Origin of the sequence: Pseudomonas sp. B21-012 (assembly GCF_024749305.1) — a bacterium.
Classification (GTDB): Bacteria; Pseudomonadota; Gammaproteobacteria; order Pseudomonadales; family Pseudomonadaceae; genus Aquipseudomonas.
Genome location: NZ_CP087197.1, coordinates 458,187 through 476,799 on the forward strand (window position 1 = coordinate 458,187; position 18,613 = coordinate 476,799).

An 18,613-nucleotide genomic window follows, 5' to 3' on the forward strand; every position below is an offset into this window, starting at 1 on the left:
AAGCTAAAGGCCTTTTCAGTATTCTGACGCAATTGTTACCTGCGGTGTAGCGGTTCGATCAGCGGGGCAACTTGAGGTTGTTCCAGATCGCCAGGCTCGGGTCGGCCTGGTTCAAGGTGTAGAAGTGCAACCCTGGAGCGCCGCCTTGCAGCAGTTGCTCGCACATGCGGGTGATGACGTCTTCACCGAAAGCCTGGATGCTCTTCACATCGTCGCCGTAGGCTTCCAGCTGCTTGCGGATCCAGCGTGGGATCTCGGCGCCGCAAGCGTCAGAGAAGCGCGCCAGCTTGCTGTAGTTGGTGATCGGCATGATCCCCGGTACTACCGGAATATCCACACCCATCTGCTGCACGCGCTCGACGAAATAGAAGTAGCTGTCGGCGTTGAAGAAGTACTGGGTGATGGCGCTGTCGGCGCCGGCGTTGGCCTTGCGCACGAAGTTCTTCAGGTCGTCCTCGAAGTTGCGCGCCTGGGGATGCATCTCCGGGTAGGCGGCGATTTCGATATGGAAGTGATCGCCGCTTTCCTGGCGGATGAACTCCACCAGTTCGTTGGCGTAGCGCAGCTCACCGCTGGCCATGCCCATGCCCGACGGCAGGTCGCCGCGCAAGGCGACGATGCGCTGGATGCCGGCTGCCTTGTACTGGGTCAGCAGCGAGCGCAGGTCGTCCTTGCTGTCACCGACGCACGACAGGTGCGGGGCGGCAGGGACTTTCACTTCGCTTTCCAGCTGCAGCACGGTGTTCAGCGTGCGGTCGCGGGTCGAGCCACCGGCACCGTAGGTGCAGGAGAAGAAATCCGGGTTGTAGCTGGCCAGCTGACGGGCAGTGGCGAGCAGTTTTTCATGTCCAGCATCGGTCTTGGTCGGGAAGAACTCGAAGCTGTAACGACGTTCCTGAGACATAGAAGGTTCTCTTCAGCGGCAAGCTACAAGCCGCAAGCGACAAGCAGAAGCGGCGCGAACCGCTTGCAGCTTGCAGCTTGCAGCTACCAACTTTCAGTAACGGTAGGCGTGTGGCTTGAATGGCCCTTCAACAGTCACGCCGATGTATTCGGCCTGTTGCGGGGTCAGTTGGGTCACTACACCACCGAAGCCGCGGACCATTTCCAGGGCCACTTCTTCGTCGAGTTTCTTCGGCAGGACTTCAACGGTCAGGCGCTCGGCTTTCTGAGCGGCTGGCAGGTCGGCGTACTTCTGTTCGAACAGGAAGATCTGTGCCAGGACCTGGTTGGCGAACGAGCCGTCCATGATCCGGCTTGGGTGACCGGTAGCGTTGCCCAGGTTCACCAGGCGGCCTTCGGCCAGCAGGATCAGGTAGTCGTCGTTCTGTGGGTCGAAATCGCCGTGGCCGGTACGGTGGATCTTGTGTACCTGTGGTTTGACTTCTTCCCAGGCCCAGTTCTTGCGCATGAAAGCGGTGTCGATTTCATTGTCGAAGTGGCCGATGTTGCAGACCACGGCGCGCTTTTTCAGGGCCTTGAGCATGTTGGCATCGCAAACGTTGACGTTACCGGTGGTGGTCACGATCAGGTCGATCTTGCCCAGCAGGGCCTTGTCGATGCTCGCTTCGGTGCCGTTGTTGATACCGTCGATGAACGGCGAGACCAGCTCGAAGCCGTCCATGCAGGCCTGCATGGCGCAGATCGGATCAACTTCGGAAACCTTGACGATCATGCCTTCCTGACGCAGCGACTGGGCCGAGCCCTTGCCCACGTCACCGTAACCGATGACCAGCGCCTGCTTGCCCGACAGCAGGTGATCGGTGCCGCGCTTGATGGCATCGTTGAGGCTGTGACGGCAGCCGTACTTGTTGTCGTTCTTGCTCTTGGTGACCGAGTCGTTGACGTTGATCGCCGGGACTTTCAACTCGCCCTTGGCCAGCATGTCGAGCAGGCGGTGCACACCGGTGGTGGTTTCTTCGGTGACGCCGTGGACGCGATCCAGCACAGCCGGGTATTTCTTGTGCAGCAGCTCGGTGAGGTCGCCGCCGTCGTCGAGGATCATGTTGGCGTCCCATGGCTGGCCATCCTTGAGGATGGTCTGCTCCAGGCACCACTCGTACTCTTGCTCGGTCTCGCCTTTCCAGGCGAACACAGGGATGCCGGCAGCGGCAATGGAGGCAGCGGCCTGGTCCTGGGTCGAGAAGATGTTGCAGGACGACCAGCGCACTTCGGCACCCAGGGCGACCAGGGTTTCGATCAGCACGGCGGTCTGAATGGTCATGTGGATGCAGCCGAGGATTTTCGCACCCTTGAGCGGTTGCTCTTCAAGGTACTTGCGGCGCAGGCCCATCAGCGCTGGCATTTCCGATTCGGCAATGATGGTCTCGCGACGGCCCCAGGCAGCCAGGGAGATGTCGGCGACTTTGTAATCGGTAAAACCAGCAGGCGTGTTTACAGCGCTCATTGAGAGCCTCCATTCGTAGTGTGCGAATGGGCGCCGTTGTGCGTTTAGTGTCCGCAGGCAGGCCTGGCGGGACAACGCCCCATCCGAGCCTGACAGGTTGAACCTGCTGCAGCGCCCCTCGGACAGGTGGCGGGAACGGTCGTGGATGACGATGACCATTTTGAAGCGTTGGCGATTATAGCTGCGCCAGCGCAACTGCCCAAGGTTTTCTGTCGATTAATCGAGACCATAGTCGATGTTAAATGGAGGAGGGGGTCAGGCTCTGCCATCATTACCCACATCGATTGGCAAGACGGTCAGGAGCAGATATGAATTTCCACACCCGCAAATGGGTAAAACCCGAAGACCTCAACCCCAACGGCACCCTGTTCGGCGGCAGCCTGCTGCGCTGGATCGACGAAGAGGCGGCGATCTATGCGATCGTCCAGCTGGGCAACCAGCGCGTGGTGACCAAGTACATTTCGGAGATCAACTTCGTCAGCGCTTCGCGCCAGGGCGACATCATCGAACTGGGCATCACCGCCACCGAATTCGGCCGCACCTCGATCACCCTCAAGTGCGAAGTGCGCAACAAGATCACCCGCAAGAGCATCCTCACCGTCGACCGCATGGTCTTCGTCAACCTCGGTGAAGACGGCTTGCCGGCAGCGCACGGGCGGACCGAGATCAAGTACATCAAGGATCAGTTCGATACCACGGTGGAGTGATAGGCGCCGCCGGCAAGCCGGCTCCCATATATCCCTGTGGGAGCAGGCTTGCCAGCGATAGCGGTCTCAAGGCTGCTCGGTAACCCCGCGCACCACCCGGCCGATCGTCAGGCCCTGCAACAGGATCGACGACAGCACCACGATGTAGGTGATGCTCAGCAGCAGATCACGCTCGGTGCCCGATGGCAGCGACAGCGCCAGGGCCACCGACACACCGCCACGCAGGCCACCCCAGGTCAGCACCCGCACGGTACCGCGCGGAACGGTGCGCCAACGGCGCAGCATCAGGATGGCCGGTGCCACGGTCAGCAGGCGCGACAGCAGGATCGCCACCGCCAGCACGCCGGCCGCGGCCAGGTGCATCCACGAGAATGGCAGCAGCAACAGCTCCAGGCCGATCAGGGCGAACAGCAGGGCGTTGAGCATGTCGTCGATCAGTTCCCAGAAACCGTCCAGGTAGCGGCGGGTCATGTCGTTCATTGCCAGGTTGCGGCCCAGGTTGCCGATGATCAGGCCGGCCACGACCATGGCGATCGGCGCCGAAACGTGCAGCTCATAGGCCATGGCCGAACCGCCGATCACCAGTGCCAGGGTCAGCATGACCTCGACCTGGTACTGCTCGATGCTTTTGATCATGCGGTAGGTGATGTAGCCCACCAGGCCGCCGAACAGAATGCCGCCAATGGCTTCGCGGGCGAACAGGATCGCGGTGTCGGCCGCCGTCGGTGTTTCGCCAAGCTGGGCGATGCCCAGCAATACGGTGAACACCACGACTGCAGTGCCGTCGTTGAACAGCGACTCGCCAACGATGGTGGTCTTCAGTGGCTTGGAGGCATTGGCGGTACGCAGTGCGCCGAGAACCGCGATCGGGTCGGTCGGCGAGATCAAGGCACCGAACAGCAGGCAGTAGAGCAGGCTCACATGCCAGCCGAACAGGGCGAAAATCCAGTGGGCGAGAAAGCCGATGACCACGGTGGCGATCAGCACGCCGACGGTCGCCAGCAGCCCGATCGGCCAGCGGTAGCTGCGCAGGTCGGCAAGGTTTACGTGCAAGGCGCCGGCGAACAGCAGGAACGACAGCATCCAGTGCATCAGCAGATCGTTGAAGTCGATCTGGTTCATCAAACCCTGCACGCGCTCTTCCAGGCCGGGGTAGCCGATCACGCTCAAGCCTTGCAGCAGCAGCGAGAACAGCAAGGCGGTGACCATCACGCCGATGGTTGGGGGCAGGCCGATGAAACGGTAATTTACATAGGTGAGGAGGGTGGTCAAACAGATAAACGCAGCAACGAGCTCAAGCATCCTAGGTCCTGTAGTGGCTTCCAAGTCGACACCCGATAGCCTCGGGCATTTCTTTGATGACCTGCCGAGGGCTTCGGGACACACTTTTGACTGGTTTCGTTGACCGCGTTCTTTCGATTTCGTTTCCAGCCGCCTGTGCTGAAATGGTTATATAGCGCCTGGCCATTGATGACCTCACCTGCCTTGCCAAGGACCATTGCGTGTTAGCCACCTCATTGGTATTGGTCGCGGCGCTGCTGCACGCGACCTGGAACACCCTGATCAAATTCAGCGGCGAACGCCTGCTGGTGATTGCCAGCATGGACGTGGTGGCGCTGGTATTTGCCCTCGCCATGGTCGCGTTCGTCCAGGTGCCGCCGGCCGAGGTCTGGCCGTGGATGCTGGCCTCGGCAGTGTTTGAACTCTTCTACCGGTTCCTGCTGATACAGGCCTATCGGGTCGGTGACCTGGGGCTGGTCTATCCGTTGATGCGCGGCCTGTCGCCGCTGGTGGTGCTGGCGCTGACCCTGACCTTTGCCGGCGAAGCCCTGAGCAGCCAGCAGATCATCGGCATCCTGCTCATTCCCTGTGGCATGGCCTGCCTGCTCTGGCAGGGCGGCGGCGGTGACCGGCTGCCCTGGTCGATGCTGCCGGTGGTGGCCTTGATCGGCCTGTGCATCGGTTGCTACACCTGGCTCGACGGCCAGGCGATCCGCCTGTGGTCACAGCCGCTGGACTATCTTGTATGGCTGACGCTGATCAGTGCCTGGCCGTTTCCGCTGCTGGCAGGGGTGGCCCGGCGCGCGCCGTTCATGCTGTTCTGGCGGCTGCAGTGGCGCTTGGGCCTGGCGGTGGGTTTTTGCGTGTTGTTCAGCTATGCCCTGGTGCTCTGGGCCATGCAACTGGGGTCGGTGGCCGAGGCGGCGGCGCTGCGCGAGGTCAGCGTGATTCTGGTGGTGCTGTTCGGCATGCGCTACCTCAAAGAACCTTTTGGCGGGCCGAGGCTCTTAGCCTGTGCCCTGGTGCTGATCGGCATGCTGATCATGAAACTCTGATAATTCTACTGACAAGGACTTGGCCATGACCGTTGCCTTCTGGTGTGTACTGATTGCGTTGTTTTTGCCCATTGTCTGTACCAGCATCGCCAAGGTTGCCAGCGGGCGCTTCAACCTGCGCCAGAACCACGACCCGCGGGCTTTCCTCGACAAACTCGAAGGCTTGCCGCGCAGGGCCCACGCGGCGCAATTGAACAGCTTCGAAGCTTTCCCGGCGTTCGCCGCGGCAGTGATCATCGCCGACATCGTCGGCAACGCCGAGCAGGTGACCCAGGACGTGCTGGCGGTGCTGTACATCACCAGCCGCCTGCTCTACATCATCTGCTACCTGGCCGACTGGGCCGCCCTGCGTTCGCTGGTGTGGTTCGTCGGCCTGGGCCTGATCGCGTCGTTCTTCTTCGTCTCGATCTGAGCCGCGTCACGGCACCTGGGGCACGGCCGGCAAGGCTGCGCCCTTGGGCCACAGCAGCCAGATCTGGCCTTGCTGCTTCATGTCGCCGGCCAGTTTGCCGGCTTCAGTGCCAGTGCCCCAGAACAGGTCGGCGCGCACTTCGCCGGTGATCGCCCCGCCGGTATCCTGGGCGGCCACCGGACGCACCACCGGCGCGCCATCAGGGCGCGTGGTCGAGAGCCACAGCAGGCTGCCCAGCGGAATCACCTTGCGGTCGATGGCCACGCTGTAGCCGGCGGTCAATGGCACATTGAGCGAGCCGCGCGGGCCTTCGTTGCTGTCCGGGCGGGTGCTGAAGAACACGTAGCTGGGGTTGCTCGCCAGTAGTTCCGGAACCCGCGCCGGATTGCTCTGGGCCCAGGCATGGATGCTGCCCATGGTCACTTCTTCTTTCTTCAATTGCCCTTGTTCCACCAGCCAGCGGCCGATCGGGCGATAGGGGTGGCCATTCTGGTCGGCATAGCCGATGCGCAGTTGGCGGCCGTCTTCCAGCTGGATGCGGCCAGAACCCTGGATCTGCAGGAACTGCAGGTCCATCGGGTCGGTCAGCCAGGCCAGTACCGGTGCCTTGGCGCCCTGGGCATTGATAGTTTCTGCGGTGTCGTAGGGTTTGAGTACCCGGCCTTCGAGGCGGCCACGCAGACGCTTGCCCTTGAGTTCGGGATAGACGCTGTCCAGCGCCACCACGATCATGTCGTCCGGTACGCCATAGACCGGCACAGTGGCGCTGTCGGTCTGGGTCAGGCTACCGGGGTAGACCGGCTCGTAGTAACCAGTGATCAAGCCGTTGGCGTTGTTCTCGGCCGAACGCATGCTGTAGACGTCCAGCTGCGCCTGAAGAAAGCTGCGTACTTCAGCCGGGCTGGCAGCAATGGCTGCCGCTGCGCTGCAGGTGTTGGCCCAGATCGCATCACGCTTGAGCCGCTCGCAGGCACTGCGCCAGGACTCGAAACCGGCGACCAGGTCGCTGTCGCTGACCTGTGGCAGGTCTTCCCAGGTGGCGCCGACGTAGGTAGCCAGCGGGTGTGGCTTGGGTTTTTCCGGCGCGCTGCCGTTGCAGCCGGCCAGCAGGGCCAGCACCGACAGGGTCCAGCCGAGGTGGCGCAAAGGAAGTTTCATCAACGGGGTTCCTCGACGGTTGGCGTGGCTTGCAGCCGTTTTCGCAAACCGTAGTTTTAATAAGGGTATTGGTCTTTGCCGGTGAGGCGAGGATACTGGCCGCCTTTTTCCGTGAGCCGAAGTGATCAAGATGCTCAAGCGACTTTCTGTTGTACTGCTGGCGTGTTTGACCCTGAGTGCCTGTGGCGGGGTCGATCCCAACTCGCCACTGGGCCAGCGCAAGACGATCTTCAAGCAAATGCTCAAGACCAGTGAAGACCTCGGCGGCATGCTGCGTGGGCGCCTGGCCTTCGATGGGCAGAAGTTCGCCGATGGCGCGGTCAAGCTCGACAACCTGTCCCGCGAGCCCTGGAAGCACTTTCCACAGGTTCGCGAAGAGGATGATACCAGCGCCCGCGCCGATGTCTGGGAGAAGCAGGCACGCTTCCAGGACCTGGCTCGGCAGATGGAGGCCAGTACCGCCGAACTGGTCGCGGTGACCCGCACCCAGCCGCTCAAGGCGGCTGACCTGGCTGCGCCGATGGACAAGGTCGAGGCGGCGTGCAAAGCCTGTCATACCGAGTTTCGAAATCACTGAGTGGCTGTGGGAGCGGATAAATCCGCTCCGACAATAACGCTGTCAGTTACTTCTCCAGCTCTTTCAGAGCGTCTTGCAGCTCCTGCTTGGACTCTGCCAGCTTGTCCTTGCGCTTGTTGATCTTCTCGGCGTCACCTTTTTTCATGGCCTTGTCCAGGTCCTTGGTGCGCTGGTTCACTTCGTGACGGGCATCGAGGACTTTCTGTTCGCGCTCTTTGCGCAGGCTGGCATCGGTGCAATGCTCGGTCACTTCGCTGAGGGCTTTTTCCAGGCCGGCTTGCTGATTGCTGTTGCCATGGGCGCGAGCCTGTTCGATCTGTTCGCTGATGGCTTGCTTCTTGGCTGCGCAACCGGTCAGGCCTGGCTGTTGTTCGGCAGCCAGCAGGGGCGTGGCCAGGAGTGAACAGACGGTGAACAGGGCAAGCGGGGAAAGCAGTTTCATTAGGGGCTCCGTTGTCGCGGGCTTGGCAGAATCCATGATGCTGCCCTGATCCGGCGAAATTAGAAACCCTCGATTGTGTGTCTGCGCAATTGTTCGGCCACTATCTGCACCTGCGGTGAGCGGAAAAATGCCAGCAATTGCGCGCTGCGGCCTGGGCCAACACCCGGCTCGGCCAGCCATTGCCCGGCATCGCGCTGGCGCAGGTCTGTCCAGGTGGTGTCTGCTGCCAACGGCGTCGCGGCTGGAACGCCGAGGGCACTGAGCCAGCGAACAAAGGGTTGCTGGCGGGCCTGGTCGAAGGCTTGCAGTAATTGCTGGCGGCTGCGTTCGCCAAGCCCTGGCACCGATTGCAAGTCTTCATCCTGCAGGTCGAGCCAGTCGCCCAGGCCTTGCACATGGCCACTGTCGATGAGTTTTTCCCAGGTGCCTGGGCCCAAACGGGGCATGTTCAGGCCTTGCTTGGAGCTGAGCCAATTGAGGCGGGCGACGAATTGGCTACGGCAGCCATCGTCGGGTTGCCAGCAACTTAGCGAGTGGTAGTGGGCAGGGTCAGGGGTTGCGATGTCCATGCGTTGAACACTGCGGTGCACCACCGCATCCAGGCGTGGAATGGTCAGCCCGGCGAGGCTGATCGCCACCTGGTCGCCAGGACGGATGTCCAGCTGCTGCCAGCGTTGGAAGGAGCCGAGGCTGACCTGGCGGATCTGCCGGTCATCCAGCTGCACCGGCTCGATCTTCAATACCGGGGTGATACGCCCGGTACGGCCGATGTTGAAGTGTACGCCCCGGACTTGCGCCAGCGCCTGGGCAAAGGGGTATTTCCACGCGGTTGCCCAGTACGGGTCGCGCGCTTGCCAGCGACTGCCGTGCGGGCGCTGGCCCTGGCGCAGCACCACGCCGTCGCTGGCGAAGGGCAGCGGGCTGCGGTACCAGTGTTCGCGCCAGCGGGCAGCCTCGGCGAAGCTGCTCAAGGGCTCGCTGTAACGCTCGCTATGCTCAAAACCCAACGCGTTCAAGCCCTTGAGCCGCTCGCGCTGATCGGCCGGCCCCAGTGGCCAGGCCCAGACAAACAAGCCGACCACCGCGCCCTGTTCGGCACTGATACGTTTGCGCGCCAGCAGGCCGGCGACATTGCCGCGGGCGTTGAGGCTGCCGGCATTGGCCTGTACGTGGCCTTCCAGGCGCCAGAACAGTTCGCCCTGGAGCACCAGGTCGAGCGGCTTGGGCAATTGCTGGTTGAGTGTGCCCAGGGCCGGGATGTGCCGGCTCCAGTCGTGGCCATGGACGCCGTCGCCGCGGCTGATCAGTTGCACCAGCTTGCCGTCGCGATAAACCAGGGTAGCGGCCACGCCATCGACCTTGGGTTGAATCCACAGCTCTTGCTTGCCGTGCATCCAGGCTTTGACCGCCGCGTCGTCGGCCAGCTTGCCAAGGCCGGTATGGGCAATCGGGTGGCGCAAGGGGCCGACAGCGGTTTTCAACGGGCTGTCCTGCGGCCTGGCTGGCGTCGGGAAGCAGCTTTGCAGATGGCCCAGGCGTGTGCGGCTCTGGTCATAGAGTTCGTCAGCGACCAGCGAGACACCCTGACGGTGATAGTGATCGTCCCAGTCGGCAAGCGTCTGCTGGAGCTGGCGGATTTCAGCCCGGGCCTGAACAGACGGCCAGTCGGGGCAAGTCTGCGCGTGTGCCGGAAGCAGCCAGAAGAAGAGCAGAAGGGACAGCAGGGACGTGTGCAGCATGGCGAGCATCCTTGCTCGGCGGGGTGGAATACCAAGCCTAGGAAAGATTGAGCGCCTTGAAGGTGTTCAACATGTCAGGTCATGTGTCTAGGCCAATGAAAAAGCCCCGACCAGTCACCCGGCCGGGGCTTCGCTTGCAGCTTGCAACTTGCAGCTTGTAGCTTCAGCCCTTACAGACCGGCAGCAGCGCGCAGGGCGTCGACGCGGTCGGTGCGTTCCCAGGTGAAGGTGGTGAAGGTGTCGTCGCCGACAGTCTTCTGCTGCGGGATACGGCCGAAGTGACCGTAGGCAGCGGTTTCCTGGTACATCGGGTGCAGCAGGTCGAGCATGGTGGTGATCGCGTACGGACGCAGGTCGAAGCACTCGCGCACCAGCTGGACGATCTTGTCGTCGGAGATCTTGCCGGTGCCGAAGGTGTTCAGCGAAATCGACGTCGGCTGAGCGACACCGATGGCGTAGGAAACCTGGATCTCGCAACGCTCGGCGAGGCCGGCGGCGACGATGTTCTTGGCCACGTAGCGCCCGGCGTAGGCGGCGGAACGGTCAACCTTGGACGGGTCCTTGCCGGAGAACGCGCCACCGCCGTGACGGGCCATGCCGCCGTAGCTGTCGACGATGATCTTGCGACCGGTCAGGCCGCAGTCGCCTACCGGGCCACCGATGATGAACTGGCCGGTCGGGTTGATGTGGAACTGGGTGTCCTTGTGCAGCAGTTCGGCCGGCAGGGTGTGCTTGACGATCAGCTCCATCACCGCTTCCTGCAGGTCTTTTTGCGACACTTCAGGGTTGTGCTGGGTCGACAGCACCACGGCGTCGATACCCACTACCTTGCCGCCTTCGTAACGGCAGGTAACCTGCGATTTGGCGTCCGGGCGCAGCCACGGCAGCAGGCCGGACTTGCGCGCTTCGGCCTGGCGCTCGACCAGACGGTGCGAGAAGCAGATCGGTGCTGGCATCAGCACGTCGGTTTCGTTGCTGGCGTAGCCGAACATCAGGCCCTGGTCGCCGGCGCCCTGGTCTTCAGGCTTGCTGCGGTCAACGCCCTGGGCGATGTCTACCGATTGCTTGCCGATGATGTTCATGACCGCGCAGGTCGCGCCGTCGAAGCCAACGTCGGAGCTGTTGTAACCAATATCGACGATGACTTTGCGAACGATGTCTTCCAGATCGACCCAGGCCGAGGTGGTGACTTCGCCAGCGATGATCGCGACGCCGGTTTTTACCAGGGTTTCGCACGCCACGCGGGCGAATTTGTCCTGGGTGATGATGGCGTCCAGCACCGCATCCGAAATCTGGTCGGCGATTTTGTCCGGATGCCCTTCAGACACGGACTCGGAGGTGAAAAGGGAGTATTCGCTCATCTCGACGGGTTCCTAAAATTTACCGATGGTGATGTCGCCAGCCGGTCGCTGAAAATGGCGGACCTGAATCTGGAAACCATTACGTAAGCCCACATAGAGGCTGTCCCCGGGAGCCAGTCCCGCAGCGCTGGCCCAACGGGCCAGGTCGTCCTGCTCGAAGCCCAGCCAGATATCGCCACAGGCCTCTCTGGCCCAGCTCTGGTCGTGGCTGCACAACTCTGTTACCAACAGGCTTCCGCCTGGTTTCACGCGGTTGGCCAGCTGCCGCAGGGCTTCGGCCGGGGCGCTGAAATGGTGCAGGACCATGTTCAGCACTACGCAGTCGGCTTCCACATCCGTTGCACTGAGTGCATCGGCCAACTGCAGGTTCACATTAGCCAGACCTTCACGCTCGCAGACCCTACGGGCCAGGTCGAGCATGGTCGGGCTGTTGTCCAGGGCGGTGACCCGGGCAAAGCGCCGGGCCAGCTCGGGAAGAAACTCGCCATCGCCGGGGCCCACTTCAAGGGCATCGGCGCCGGCTTCAAAACTGAGCTTGTCGAGCAGGGCCAGCAAGCTTTCGCGGTACTGCGGCAAGCCGGCAATCAAATCTTGCTGGGCGCGAAATTTCTCTTCGACACGCAGGAAAAAGTCCTGGCTGGTGGCAGCCCGGCGTTGTTGCACCTGGGCGATACGGGCCTGGACCTCATCGGCCAGACTCAGCCCGTCGACTTCTTCGAGTAATGCCGCATGCAGCTTGCCGCCCAGGCTCAGGCCATCGGGCAGGGCGCGGCGGTAAAAGATCGCATTGCCTTCGCGGCGGGTCGCGACCAGGCCTGCCTGGGCCAGGACCTTGAGGTGATGGCTCATGCCCGACTGGCCAATGGCGAAGATCTGCGCCAGTTCCAGTACGCCGAACGAATCGCTGGCCAGGGCGCGCAATACGTTAAGGCGCAGCGGATCGCCGCCGGCTTTGCACAGGGCAGCCAGCGCATCGCTTTGCTCTTGGCGGATCGACGGCACGGGTAGGTTCATGGAGCGGCAGTCTAGTCAGGCAACGATTGCCTCGCAAGGCCAATATCAAAAAGTTTTGATATTGCTCGATAAGCGGGGCAATTCGTCGCAGGCCAAGCGACCGATCCGGCTGTTTGCCCGAGTTAACGCCTGATTCTTTGCTCAATCACAGGAAAATCATGCTGCATCGACCATCCGTCATTGCCCCCGGGCACGTGCCTGGGCGAAAATGGCCGCCTTTTTTCGTTTCGTAACTAATTCAACACCCAGGAGATAAGCGATGCCCAGCCGTCGTGAGCGTGCCAACGCCATTCGTGCCCTCAGCATGGATGCCGTGCAAAAGGCCAACAGCGGCCACCCCGGTGCCCCTATGGGCATGGCGGATATCGCCGAGGTTCTGTGGCGTGACTACCTGAAGCACAACCCGACCAACCCGAACTTCGCCGACCGCGACCGCTTCGTGCTGTCCAACGGCCACGGTTCGATGCTGATCTACTCGCTGCTGCACCTGACTGGCTACGACCTGTCGATCGACGACCTGAAAAGCTTCCGTCAACTGCACAGCCGTACCCCGGGCCACCCGGAGTTCGGTTACACCCCGGGCGTCGAGACCACCACTGGCCCGCTGGGCCAGGGCCTGGCCAACGCCGTCGGTTTCGCCCTGGCGGAAAAAGTCCTGGCTGGCCAGTTCAACCGCGCAGGCCACAATGTCGTCGACCACCACACCTATGTGTTCCTGGGTGACGGCTGCATGATGGAAGGTATTTCCCACGAAGTCGCTTCCCTGGCCGGTACCCTGGGCCTGGGCAAGCTGATCGCCTTCTACGACGACAACGGCATCTCCATCGACGGCGAAGTCGAAGGCTGGTTCACCGATGACACCCCTAAGCGTTTCGAAGCCTACAACTGGCAGGTGATCCGCAATGTCGACGGCCATGACGCCGACGAAATCCGCACCGCCATCGACACCGCGCGCAAGAGCGAGCAGCCGACCCTGATCTGCTGCAAGACCATCATCGGTTTCGGCTCGCCGAACAAGCAGGGCAAGGAAGATTGCCACGGTGCTCCGCTGGGCAACGACGAAATCGCCCTGGCGCGCAAAGAGCTGAACTGGAACCACGGCCCGTTCGAAATCCCGGCTGAGATCTACGCCGAGTGGGACGCCAAGGAAGCCGGCAAGGCCGTCGAAGCCGAGTGGGACCAGCGTTTCGCTGCCTACTCCGCCGCTCACCCGGAGCTGGCCAACGAACTGGTGCGTCGCCTGAGCGGTGACCTGCCGGCCGATTTCGCCGAGAAAGCAGCAGCCTACATCGCTGAAGTCGCGGCCAAGGGCGAGACCATCGCCAGCCGTAAAGCCAGCCAGAACGCCTTGAACGCCTTCGGCCCGCTGCTGCCTGAACTGCTCGGCGGCTCGGCTGACCTGGCCGGTTCCAACCTGACCCTGTGGAAAGGCTGCAAAGGCGTCAGCGCTGAAGACGCCAGCGGCAACTACATGTTCTACGGCGTGCGCGAGTTCGGCATGACCGCGATCATGAACGGCGTCGCCCTGCACGGCGGCCTGGTGCCTTACGGCGCGACCTTCCTGATGTTCATGGAATACGCCCGCAACGCGGTGCGCATGTCGGCGCTGATGAAGCAGCGGGTCATCCACGTCTACACCCACGACTCCATTGGTCTTGGCGAAGACGGCCCGACCCACCAGCCGATCGAGCAACTGACCAGCCTGCGCAGCACCCCGAACCTGGACACCTGGCGCCCAGCCGATGCCGTCGAGTCGGCGGTTTCCTGGAAGTCCGCCCTGGAGCGCAAAGACGGCCCGTCGGCGCTGATCTTCTCGCGTCAGAACCTGCAGCACCAAGAGCGTGATGCCGAGCAGATCGCCAACATCAGCCGCGGCGGCTACGTCCTCAAGGACTGCGCCGGCGAGCCTGAGCTGATCCTGATCGCCACCGGCTCCGAAGTCGGCCTGGCGGTTCAGGCGTTCGACAAGCTGACCGAGCAGGGCCGCAAGGTCCGCGTCGTGTCGATGCCGTCGACCAGCGTGTTCGATGCCCAGGATGCTGGCTACAAGCAGTCGGTACTGCCACTGCAAGTCGGCGCGCGGATCGCCATCGAAGCGGCCCACGCCGACTTCTGGTACAAGTACGTCGGCCTCGAAGGCCGCGTCATCGGCATGACCACCTACGGCGAGTCGGCACCTGCATCGGCCCTGTTCGAAGAGTTCGGTTTCACCCTGGAAAACATCCTGGGTACTGCTGAAGAGCTGCTGGAAGACTGATCAACAGTGCTGGAATCATCGCGGGGCAAGCCCGCTCCTACAGTTCTGTAGGAGCGGGCTTGCCCCGCGATTGCAGATAACGCTTCTGTTCCGTGAGCATCCCATGCCCCAATCGCGTCCTTACAAAGTTGCACTCAACGGCTACGGCCGTATTGGTCGTTGCGTCTTGCGCGCACTCTTTGAACGGGGGGCGAAGGCGGGCTTCGAGATCGTTGCGCTGAACGACCTGGCCGACCAGGCCAGTATCGAATACCTGACACGCTTCGACTCCACCCACGGGCGTTTCCCCGGAGAGGTGAAGGTCGACGGCGATTGTCTGCATATCAATGGCGACTGCGTGAAAGTCTTGCGCAGTGCCACCCCGGAAGGGATCGACTGGGCGGCGCTGGGCGTCGACCTGGTGCTGGAGTGCTCCGGCGCCTACAACACCCGCGCCGATGCCATGCGTTTTCTCGACGCCGGCGCGCCGCGGGTGCTGTTTTCCCAGCCCATGGCCAGCGAGGCGGATGTCGACGCCACGGTGGTCTACGGAATCAACCAGGATTGCCTGGACGGCAGCGAGAAGCTGGTGTCCAACGCCTCCTGCACCACCAACTGCGGCGTGCCGCTGTTGCGGGTGCTGGACCAGGCTTTTGGCCTGGAGTACGTGTCGATTACCACCATCCACTCGGCGATGAACGACCAGCCGGTCATCGACGCCTATCACCACGAAGACTTGCGCCGTACCCGTTCGGCGTTCCAGTCGGTGATCCCGGTGTCCACGGGCCTTGCCCGTGGTATCGAACGGCTGCTGCCGGAACTTGCCGGGCGAATTCAGGCCAAAGCCGTACGCGTGCCGACCGTCAATGTGTCGTGCCTGGACATCACCCTGCAGACCGCCCGCGACACCACCGCGGCCGAGGTCAACCGGGTGCTGCGCGAAGCCGCCCTGAGCGGCCCGCTGCAGGGGCTGCTGGCCTACACTGAACTGCCGCACGCCAGTTGTGATTTCAACCATGACCCGCATTCGGCGATTGTCGATGCCAGCCAGACCCGCGTTTCCGGCCCCCGGCTGGTCAACCTGCTGGCCTGGTTCGACAACGAATGGGGTTTTGCCAACCGTATGCTCGACGTTGCCGATCACTTTCTGCACGTCGTCAATCAAACCCGCTCCACTTGTAAACAGCCCTGAAGGACTGCATTCATGACCGTGTTGAAGATGACCGACCTCGATCTGCAAGGTAAGCGCGTACTGATCCGCGAAGACCTCAACGTGCCTGTGAAGGACGGTGTGGTTGCCAGCGATGCGCGCATCCTCGCTTCGCTGCCGACCATCAAGCTGGCCCTGGAAAAGGGCGCGGCCGTGATGGTCTGCTCGCACCTGGGCCGCCCGAGCGAAGGCGAGTTCTCTGCCGAGAACAGCCTCAAGCCGGTCGCCGAGTACCTGAGCAAGGCCCTGGGCCGCGACGTGCCGCTGGTTGCCGACTACCTCGACGGTGTCGAAATCAAGGCCGGTGACATCGTCCTGTTCGAGAACGTGCGCTTCAACAAGGGCGAGAAGAAGAACGCCGACGAGCTGGCGCAGAAGTACGCTGCCCTGTGCGACGTGTTCGTGATGGACGCCTTCGGTACCGCTCACCGCGCCGAAGGCTCGACCCACGGCGTAGCCAAGTTCGCCAAGGTCGCTGCTGCCGGCCCGCTGCTGGCGGCCGAGCTGGATGCCCTGGGCAAGGCCCTGAAAGCCCCGGCCAAGCCGATGGCGGCGATCGTTGCCGGCTCCAAGGTGTCGACCAAGCTGGACGTACTCAACAGCCTGAGCCAGATCTGCGACCTGCTGATCGTCGGCGGCGGCATCGCCAACACCTTCCTGGCCGCGGCCGGTCACCCGGTCGGCAAGTCGCTGTACGAGCCTGACCTGATCGACACCGCCAAGGCCATCGCTGCCAAGGTCAACGTACCGCTGCCAGTGGACGTCGTGGTTGCCAAGGAATTCGCCGAAAGCGCCGCCGCGACCGTCAAACTGGTTGCCGACGTTGCCGAAGACGACATGATCCTCGACATCGGCCCGCAAACCGCGGCCAACTTCGCCGAGCTGCTGAAGTCGTCGAAGACCATCCTCTGGAACGGCCCGGTCGGCGTGTTTGAATTCGACCAGTTCGGTAATGGCACCAAGGTCCTGGCCCAGGCCATCGCCGAGAGCGCGGCGTTCTCCATTGCCGGTGGTGGCGATACCCTGGCGGCCATCGACAAATATGGCGTTGCCGAGCAAATCTCCTACATTTCTACCGGTGGCGGTGCTTTCCTCGAGTTCGTCGAAGGTAAAGTGCTGCCGGCCGTTGAAGTGCTGGAACAGCGAGCCAAGGCCTGATCCATTCGGCCTGGCAAAGGGAGCGACCTGCATGGTCAAGCAATTGCCTGTGATTATCCTGGCCGGTCTGCTCGGCGCTTGCTCCAGTAACCCGGAGCAGGCGCCGGCAAAGCCCGGCGCGCCGAAAGGCGGCTGCTATCAGTCTGAATGGCAGGCTGAAACGGCACCGGTGATCAACAAAAGGCTGGGCCCGGATGGCCTGGAAAAATACGACGACGAACATCAGCGCCGGGCCCAGGGTTGCCCTTGATCGGTTCACGGCAACCTACCGGCCGGTTTGTGGTCTGCTAGAGGATATTGGATGAAAGCGGTTGCGGCCTTGATGGCCCTGGCAGTACTCGGTGGTTGCGCAAGCCTCAAGCCTGCGCCGGCACCGGCCGACAACTGGACCCGCTGGGTCTGCGACAGCCAGGTTGAAGTGCTCTGGCGCTTTGCCGACAGCAGCCAGCAGGAGGTGGACGTTCGCCTGGGTGGCGGCGACCAGGTCTACCGGCTCAAGCCGGAGCCTAGTGGCTCGGGTGCGTTGTACAGCGATGGAGTGCTGGCGTTCCACAGCAAGGGTGACGAAGGCCTGGTGTACTGGGTCGCCACCAACGATTTGATAGGGCGGGGCTGCAAGGCGCCGTGACTGGCCGGGCCTCGAAGGCCCACACTACTTGAATAGCAACCGCCGCTGCGGCAGGCTTGCACGAAAAACGACGCTTGTCGGGAGAGAGATACACAATGGCACTCATTAGCATGCGCCAGATGCTGGACCACGCCGCTGAATTCGGCTACGGCGTTCCAGCTTTCAACGTCAACAACCTCGAGCAGATGCGCGCCATCATGGAAGCCGCTGACAAGACCGACTCCCCGGTGATTGTCCAGGCCTCGGCCGGTGCCCGCAAATACGCCGGCGCGCCGTTCCTGCGCCACCTGATCCTGGCTGCGATCGAAGAATTCCCGCACATCCCGGTGTGCATGCACCAGGACCACGGCACCAGCCCTGACGTCTGCCAGCGCTCGATCCAGCTGGGCTTCAGCTCGGTGATGATGGACGGCTCGCTGGGCGAAGACGGCAAGACCCCGACTGACTACGACTACAACGTCCGTGTTACCCAGCAAACCGTTGCCATGGCTCACGCCTGCGGCGTTTCGGTTGAAGGCGAGCTGGGCTGCCTGGGTTCGCTGGAAACCGGCATGGCCGGTGAAGAAGACGGTATCGGCGCTGAAGGCGTACTGGATCACAGCCAGATGCTGACCGATCCGGAAGAAGCTGCCGACTTCGTCAAGCGCACTCAGGTCGATGCCCTGGCCATCGCCATCGGTACCAGCCACGGTGCTTACAAGTTCACCAAGCCGCCTACTGGCGACGTGCTGGCGATCGACCGCATCAAGGAAATTCACAAGCGCATCCCCAACACCCACCTGGTGATGCACGGTTCGTCCTCGGTACCGCAAGAGTGGCTGGCGATCATCAACCAGTACGGCGGCGACATCAAGGAAACCTACGGCGTGCCGGTTGAAGAAATCGTCGAAGGCATCAAGTACGGCGTGCGCAAGGTCAACATCGACACCGACCTGCGCCTGGCGTCCACCGGTGCCATGCGTCGCCTGATGGCCACCAACCCGAGCGAATTCGACCCACGCAAGTTCTTCGGCGAAACCGTCAAGGCCATGCGCGACGTCTGCATCGCCCGTTACGAAGCCTTCGGCACTGCTGGTAACGCCTCGAAGATCAAGCCGATCTCCCTCGAAGCGATGTTCCAGCGCTACGCCAAAGGTGAGCTGGCCGCCAAGGTCAACTAAGCCTGAACAGAAAAGCCCGCAGCGATGCGGGCTTTTTTGTGCCTGCGCGCCAGGAAGGCAATGCGCAT

At 62.4% G+C, this 18,613-nt stretch carries 18 protein-coding genes and 1 riboswitch; of the genes, 10 read left to right on the forward strand and 8 right to left on the reverse strand.

All coding sequences use genetic code 11. From position 1 onward, the window contains the following. Positions 1–58: 58 nt before the first annotated feature. A complete protein-coding gene (gene metF / locus LOY37_RS02040; protein ID WP_258716213.1) occupies positions 59–904 on the reverse strand; it encodes a methylenetetrahydrofolate reductase [NAD(P)H] in 846 nt (281 codons plus the stop codon). Positions 905–997: 93 nt separating this feature from the next. After that, the gene (gene ahcY / locus LOY37_RS02045; protein WP_258716214.1) at positions 998–2,407 is read right to left on the reverse strand and encodes an adenosylhomocysteinase; all 1,410 of its coding nucleotides are present in this window, start codon (positions 2,405–2,407) and stop codon (positions 998–1,000) included. A 21-nt stretch (positions 2,408–2,428) separates the two neighbouring features. Next, a riboswitch (S-adenosyl-L-homocysteine riboswitch) is annotated at positions 2,429–2,533 on the reverse strand. A gap of 182 nt (positions 2,534–2,715) precedes the next feature. Here ahcY and LOY37_RS02050 point away from each other — a divergent pair. Next, positions 2,716–3,114 (forward strand): acyl-CoA thioesterase, encoded by a 399-nt coding sequence (locus LOY37_RS02050; protein WP_274117322.1) that lies wholly within the window; start codon positions 2,716–2,718, stop codon positions 3,112–3,114. 66 nt (positions 3,115–3,180) lie between these two features. On the opposite strand, the gene LOY37_RS02055 is transcribed toward LOY37_RS02050, so the two are convergent. Next, positions 3,181–4,416 (reverse strand): sodium:proton antiporter, encoded by a 1,236-nt coding sequence (locus LOY37_RS02055; RefSeq protein WP_258716215.1) that lies wholly within the window; start codon positions 4,414–4,416, stop codon positions 3,181–3,183. Between the two features lie 200 nt (positions 4,417–4,616). Here LOY37_RS02055 and LOY37_RS02060 point away from each other — a divergent pair, with 200 nt between their 5' ends. After that, a complete protein-coding gene (locus LOY37_RS02060; RefSeq protein WP_045193824.1) occupies positions 4,617–5,450 on the forward strand; it encodes an EamA family transporter in 834 nt (277 codons plus the stop codon). 25 nt (positions 5,451–5,475) lie between these two features. Further along, complete coding sequence (locus LOY37_RS02065; protein ID WP_093376890.1) at positions 5,476–5,862, forward strand: MAPEG family protein; 387 nt, start codon at positions 5,476–5,478, stop codon at positions 5,860–5,862. A gap of 6 nt (positions 5,863–5,868) precedes the next feature. On the opposite strand, the gene LOY37_RS02070 is transcribed toward LOY37_RS02065, so the two are convergent. Beyond that, a complete protein-coding gene (locus LOY37_RS02070) occupies positions 5,869–7,020 on the reverse strand; it encodes a murein transglycosylase A (protein ID WP_045193821.1) in 1,152 nt (383 codons plus the stop codon). Positions 7,021–7,150: 130 nt separating this feature from the next. Between LOY37_RS02070 and LOY37_RS02075 the strand changes: the two genes are divergently transcribed. Then, positions 7,151–7,597, forward strand: coding sequence for a cytochrome c (locus LOY37_RS02075; protein WP_093387186.1), 447 nt, complete (start codon positions 7,151–7,153; stop codon positions 7,595–7,597). Positions 7,598–7,643: 46 nt separating this feature from the next. Here the strand turns inward: LOY37_RS02075 and LOY37_RS02080 are convergent, their stop codons facing one another. From LOY37_RS02080 to LOY37_RS02095, 4 genes are all read right to left on the reverse strand, one after another. After that, positions 7,644–8,039, reverse strand: a complete 396-nt coding sequence (locus LOY37_RS02080) for a DUF1090 domain-containing protein (RefSeq protein ID WP_045193820.1) — start codon at positions 8,037–8,039, stop codon at positions 7,644–7,646. 59 nt (positions 8,040–8,098) lie between these two features. After that, positions 8,099–9,787, reverse strand: coding sequence for an NAD-dependent DNA ligase LigB (gene ligB, locus LOY37_RS02085; protein ID WP_408980683.1), 1,689 nt, complete (start codon positions 9,785–9,787; stop codon positions 8,099–8,101). A 161-nt stretch (positions 9,788–9,948) separates the two neighbouring features. Continuing rightward, complete coding sequence (gene metK, locus LOY37_RS02090) at positions 9,949–11,139, reverse strand: methionine adenosyltransferase (protein ID WP_038997515.1); 1,191 nt, start codon at positions 11,137–11,139, stop codon at positions 9,949–9,951. Positions 11,140–11,151: 12 nt separating this feature from the next. After that, a complete protein-coding gene (locus LOY37_RS02095; protein WP_123564900.1) occupies positions 11,152–12,153 on the reverse strand; it encodes a metalloregulator ArsR/SmtB family transcription factor in 1,002 nt (333 codons plus the stop codon). A gap of 259 nt (positions 12,154–12,412) precedes the next feature. Between LOY37_RS02095 and tkt the strand changes: the two genes are divergently transcribed. The 6 genes from tkt to fba all read left to right on the forward strand — a co-directional run bounded on the left by tkt (position 12,413) and on the right by fba (position 18,545). Continuing rightward, the gene (gene tkt / locus LOY37_RS02100; protein WP_258716217.1) at positions 12,413–14,410 is read left to right on the forward strand and encodes a transketolase; all 1,998 of its coding nucleotides are present in this window, start codon (positions 12,413–12,415) and stop codon (positions 14,408–14,410) included. Positions 14,411–14,513: 103 nt separating this feature from the next. Then, positions 14,514–15,581, forward strand: coding sequence for an erythrose-4-phosphate dehydrogenase (gene epd / locus LOY37_RS02105; RefSeq protein ID WP_093376873.1), 1,068 nt, complete (start codon positions 14,514–14,516; stop codon positions 15,579–15,581). A 12-nt stretch (positions 15,582–15,593) separates the two neighbouring features. Further along, positions 15,594–16,757, forward strand: a complete 1,164-nt coding sequence (locus LOY37_RS02110) for a phosphoglycerate kinase (protein ID WP_045193813.1) — start codon at positions 15,594–15,596, stop codon at positions 16,755–16,757. Between the two features lie 31 nt (positions 16,758–16,788). After that, positions 16,789–17,007 (forward strand): hypothetical protein, encoded by a 219-nt coding sequence (locus LOY37_RS02115; RefSeq protein WP_045193812.1) that lies wholly within the window; start codon positions 16,789–16,791, stop codon positions 17,005–17,007. Positions 17,008–17,058: 51 nt separating this feature from the next. Beyond that, positions 17,059–17,385 (forward strand): MliC family protein, encoded by a 327-nt coding sequence (locus tag LOY37_RS02120; RefSeq protein WP_045193810.1) that lies wholly within the window; start codon positions 17,059–17,061, stop codon positions 17,383–17,385. A gap of 95 nt (positions 17,386–17,480) precedes the next feature. After that, the gene (fba, locus tag LOY37_RS02125; protein WP_043863595.1) at positions 17,481–18,545 is read left to right on the forward strand and encodes a class II fructose-bisphosphate aldolase; all 1,065 of its coding nucleotides are present in this window, start codon (positions 17,481–17,483) and stop codon (positions 18,543–18,545) included. Positions 18,546–18,613: the final 68 nt, after the last annotated feature.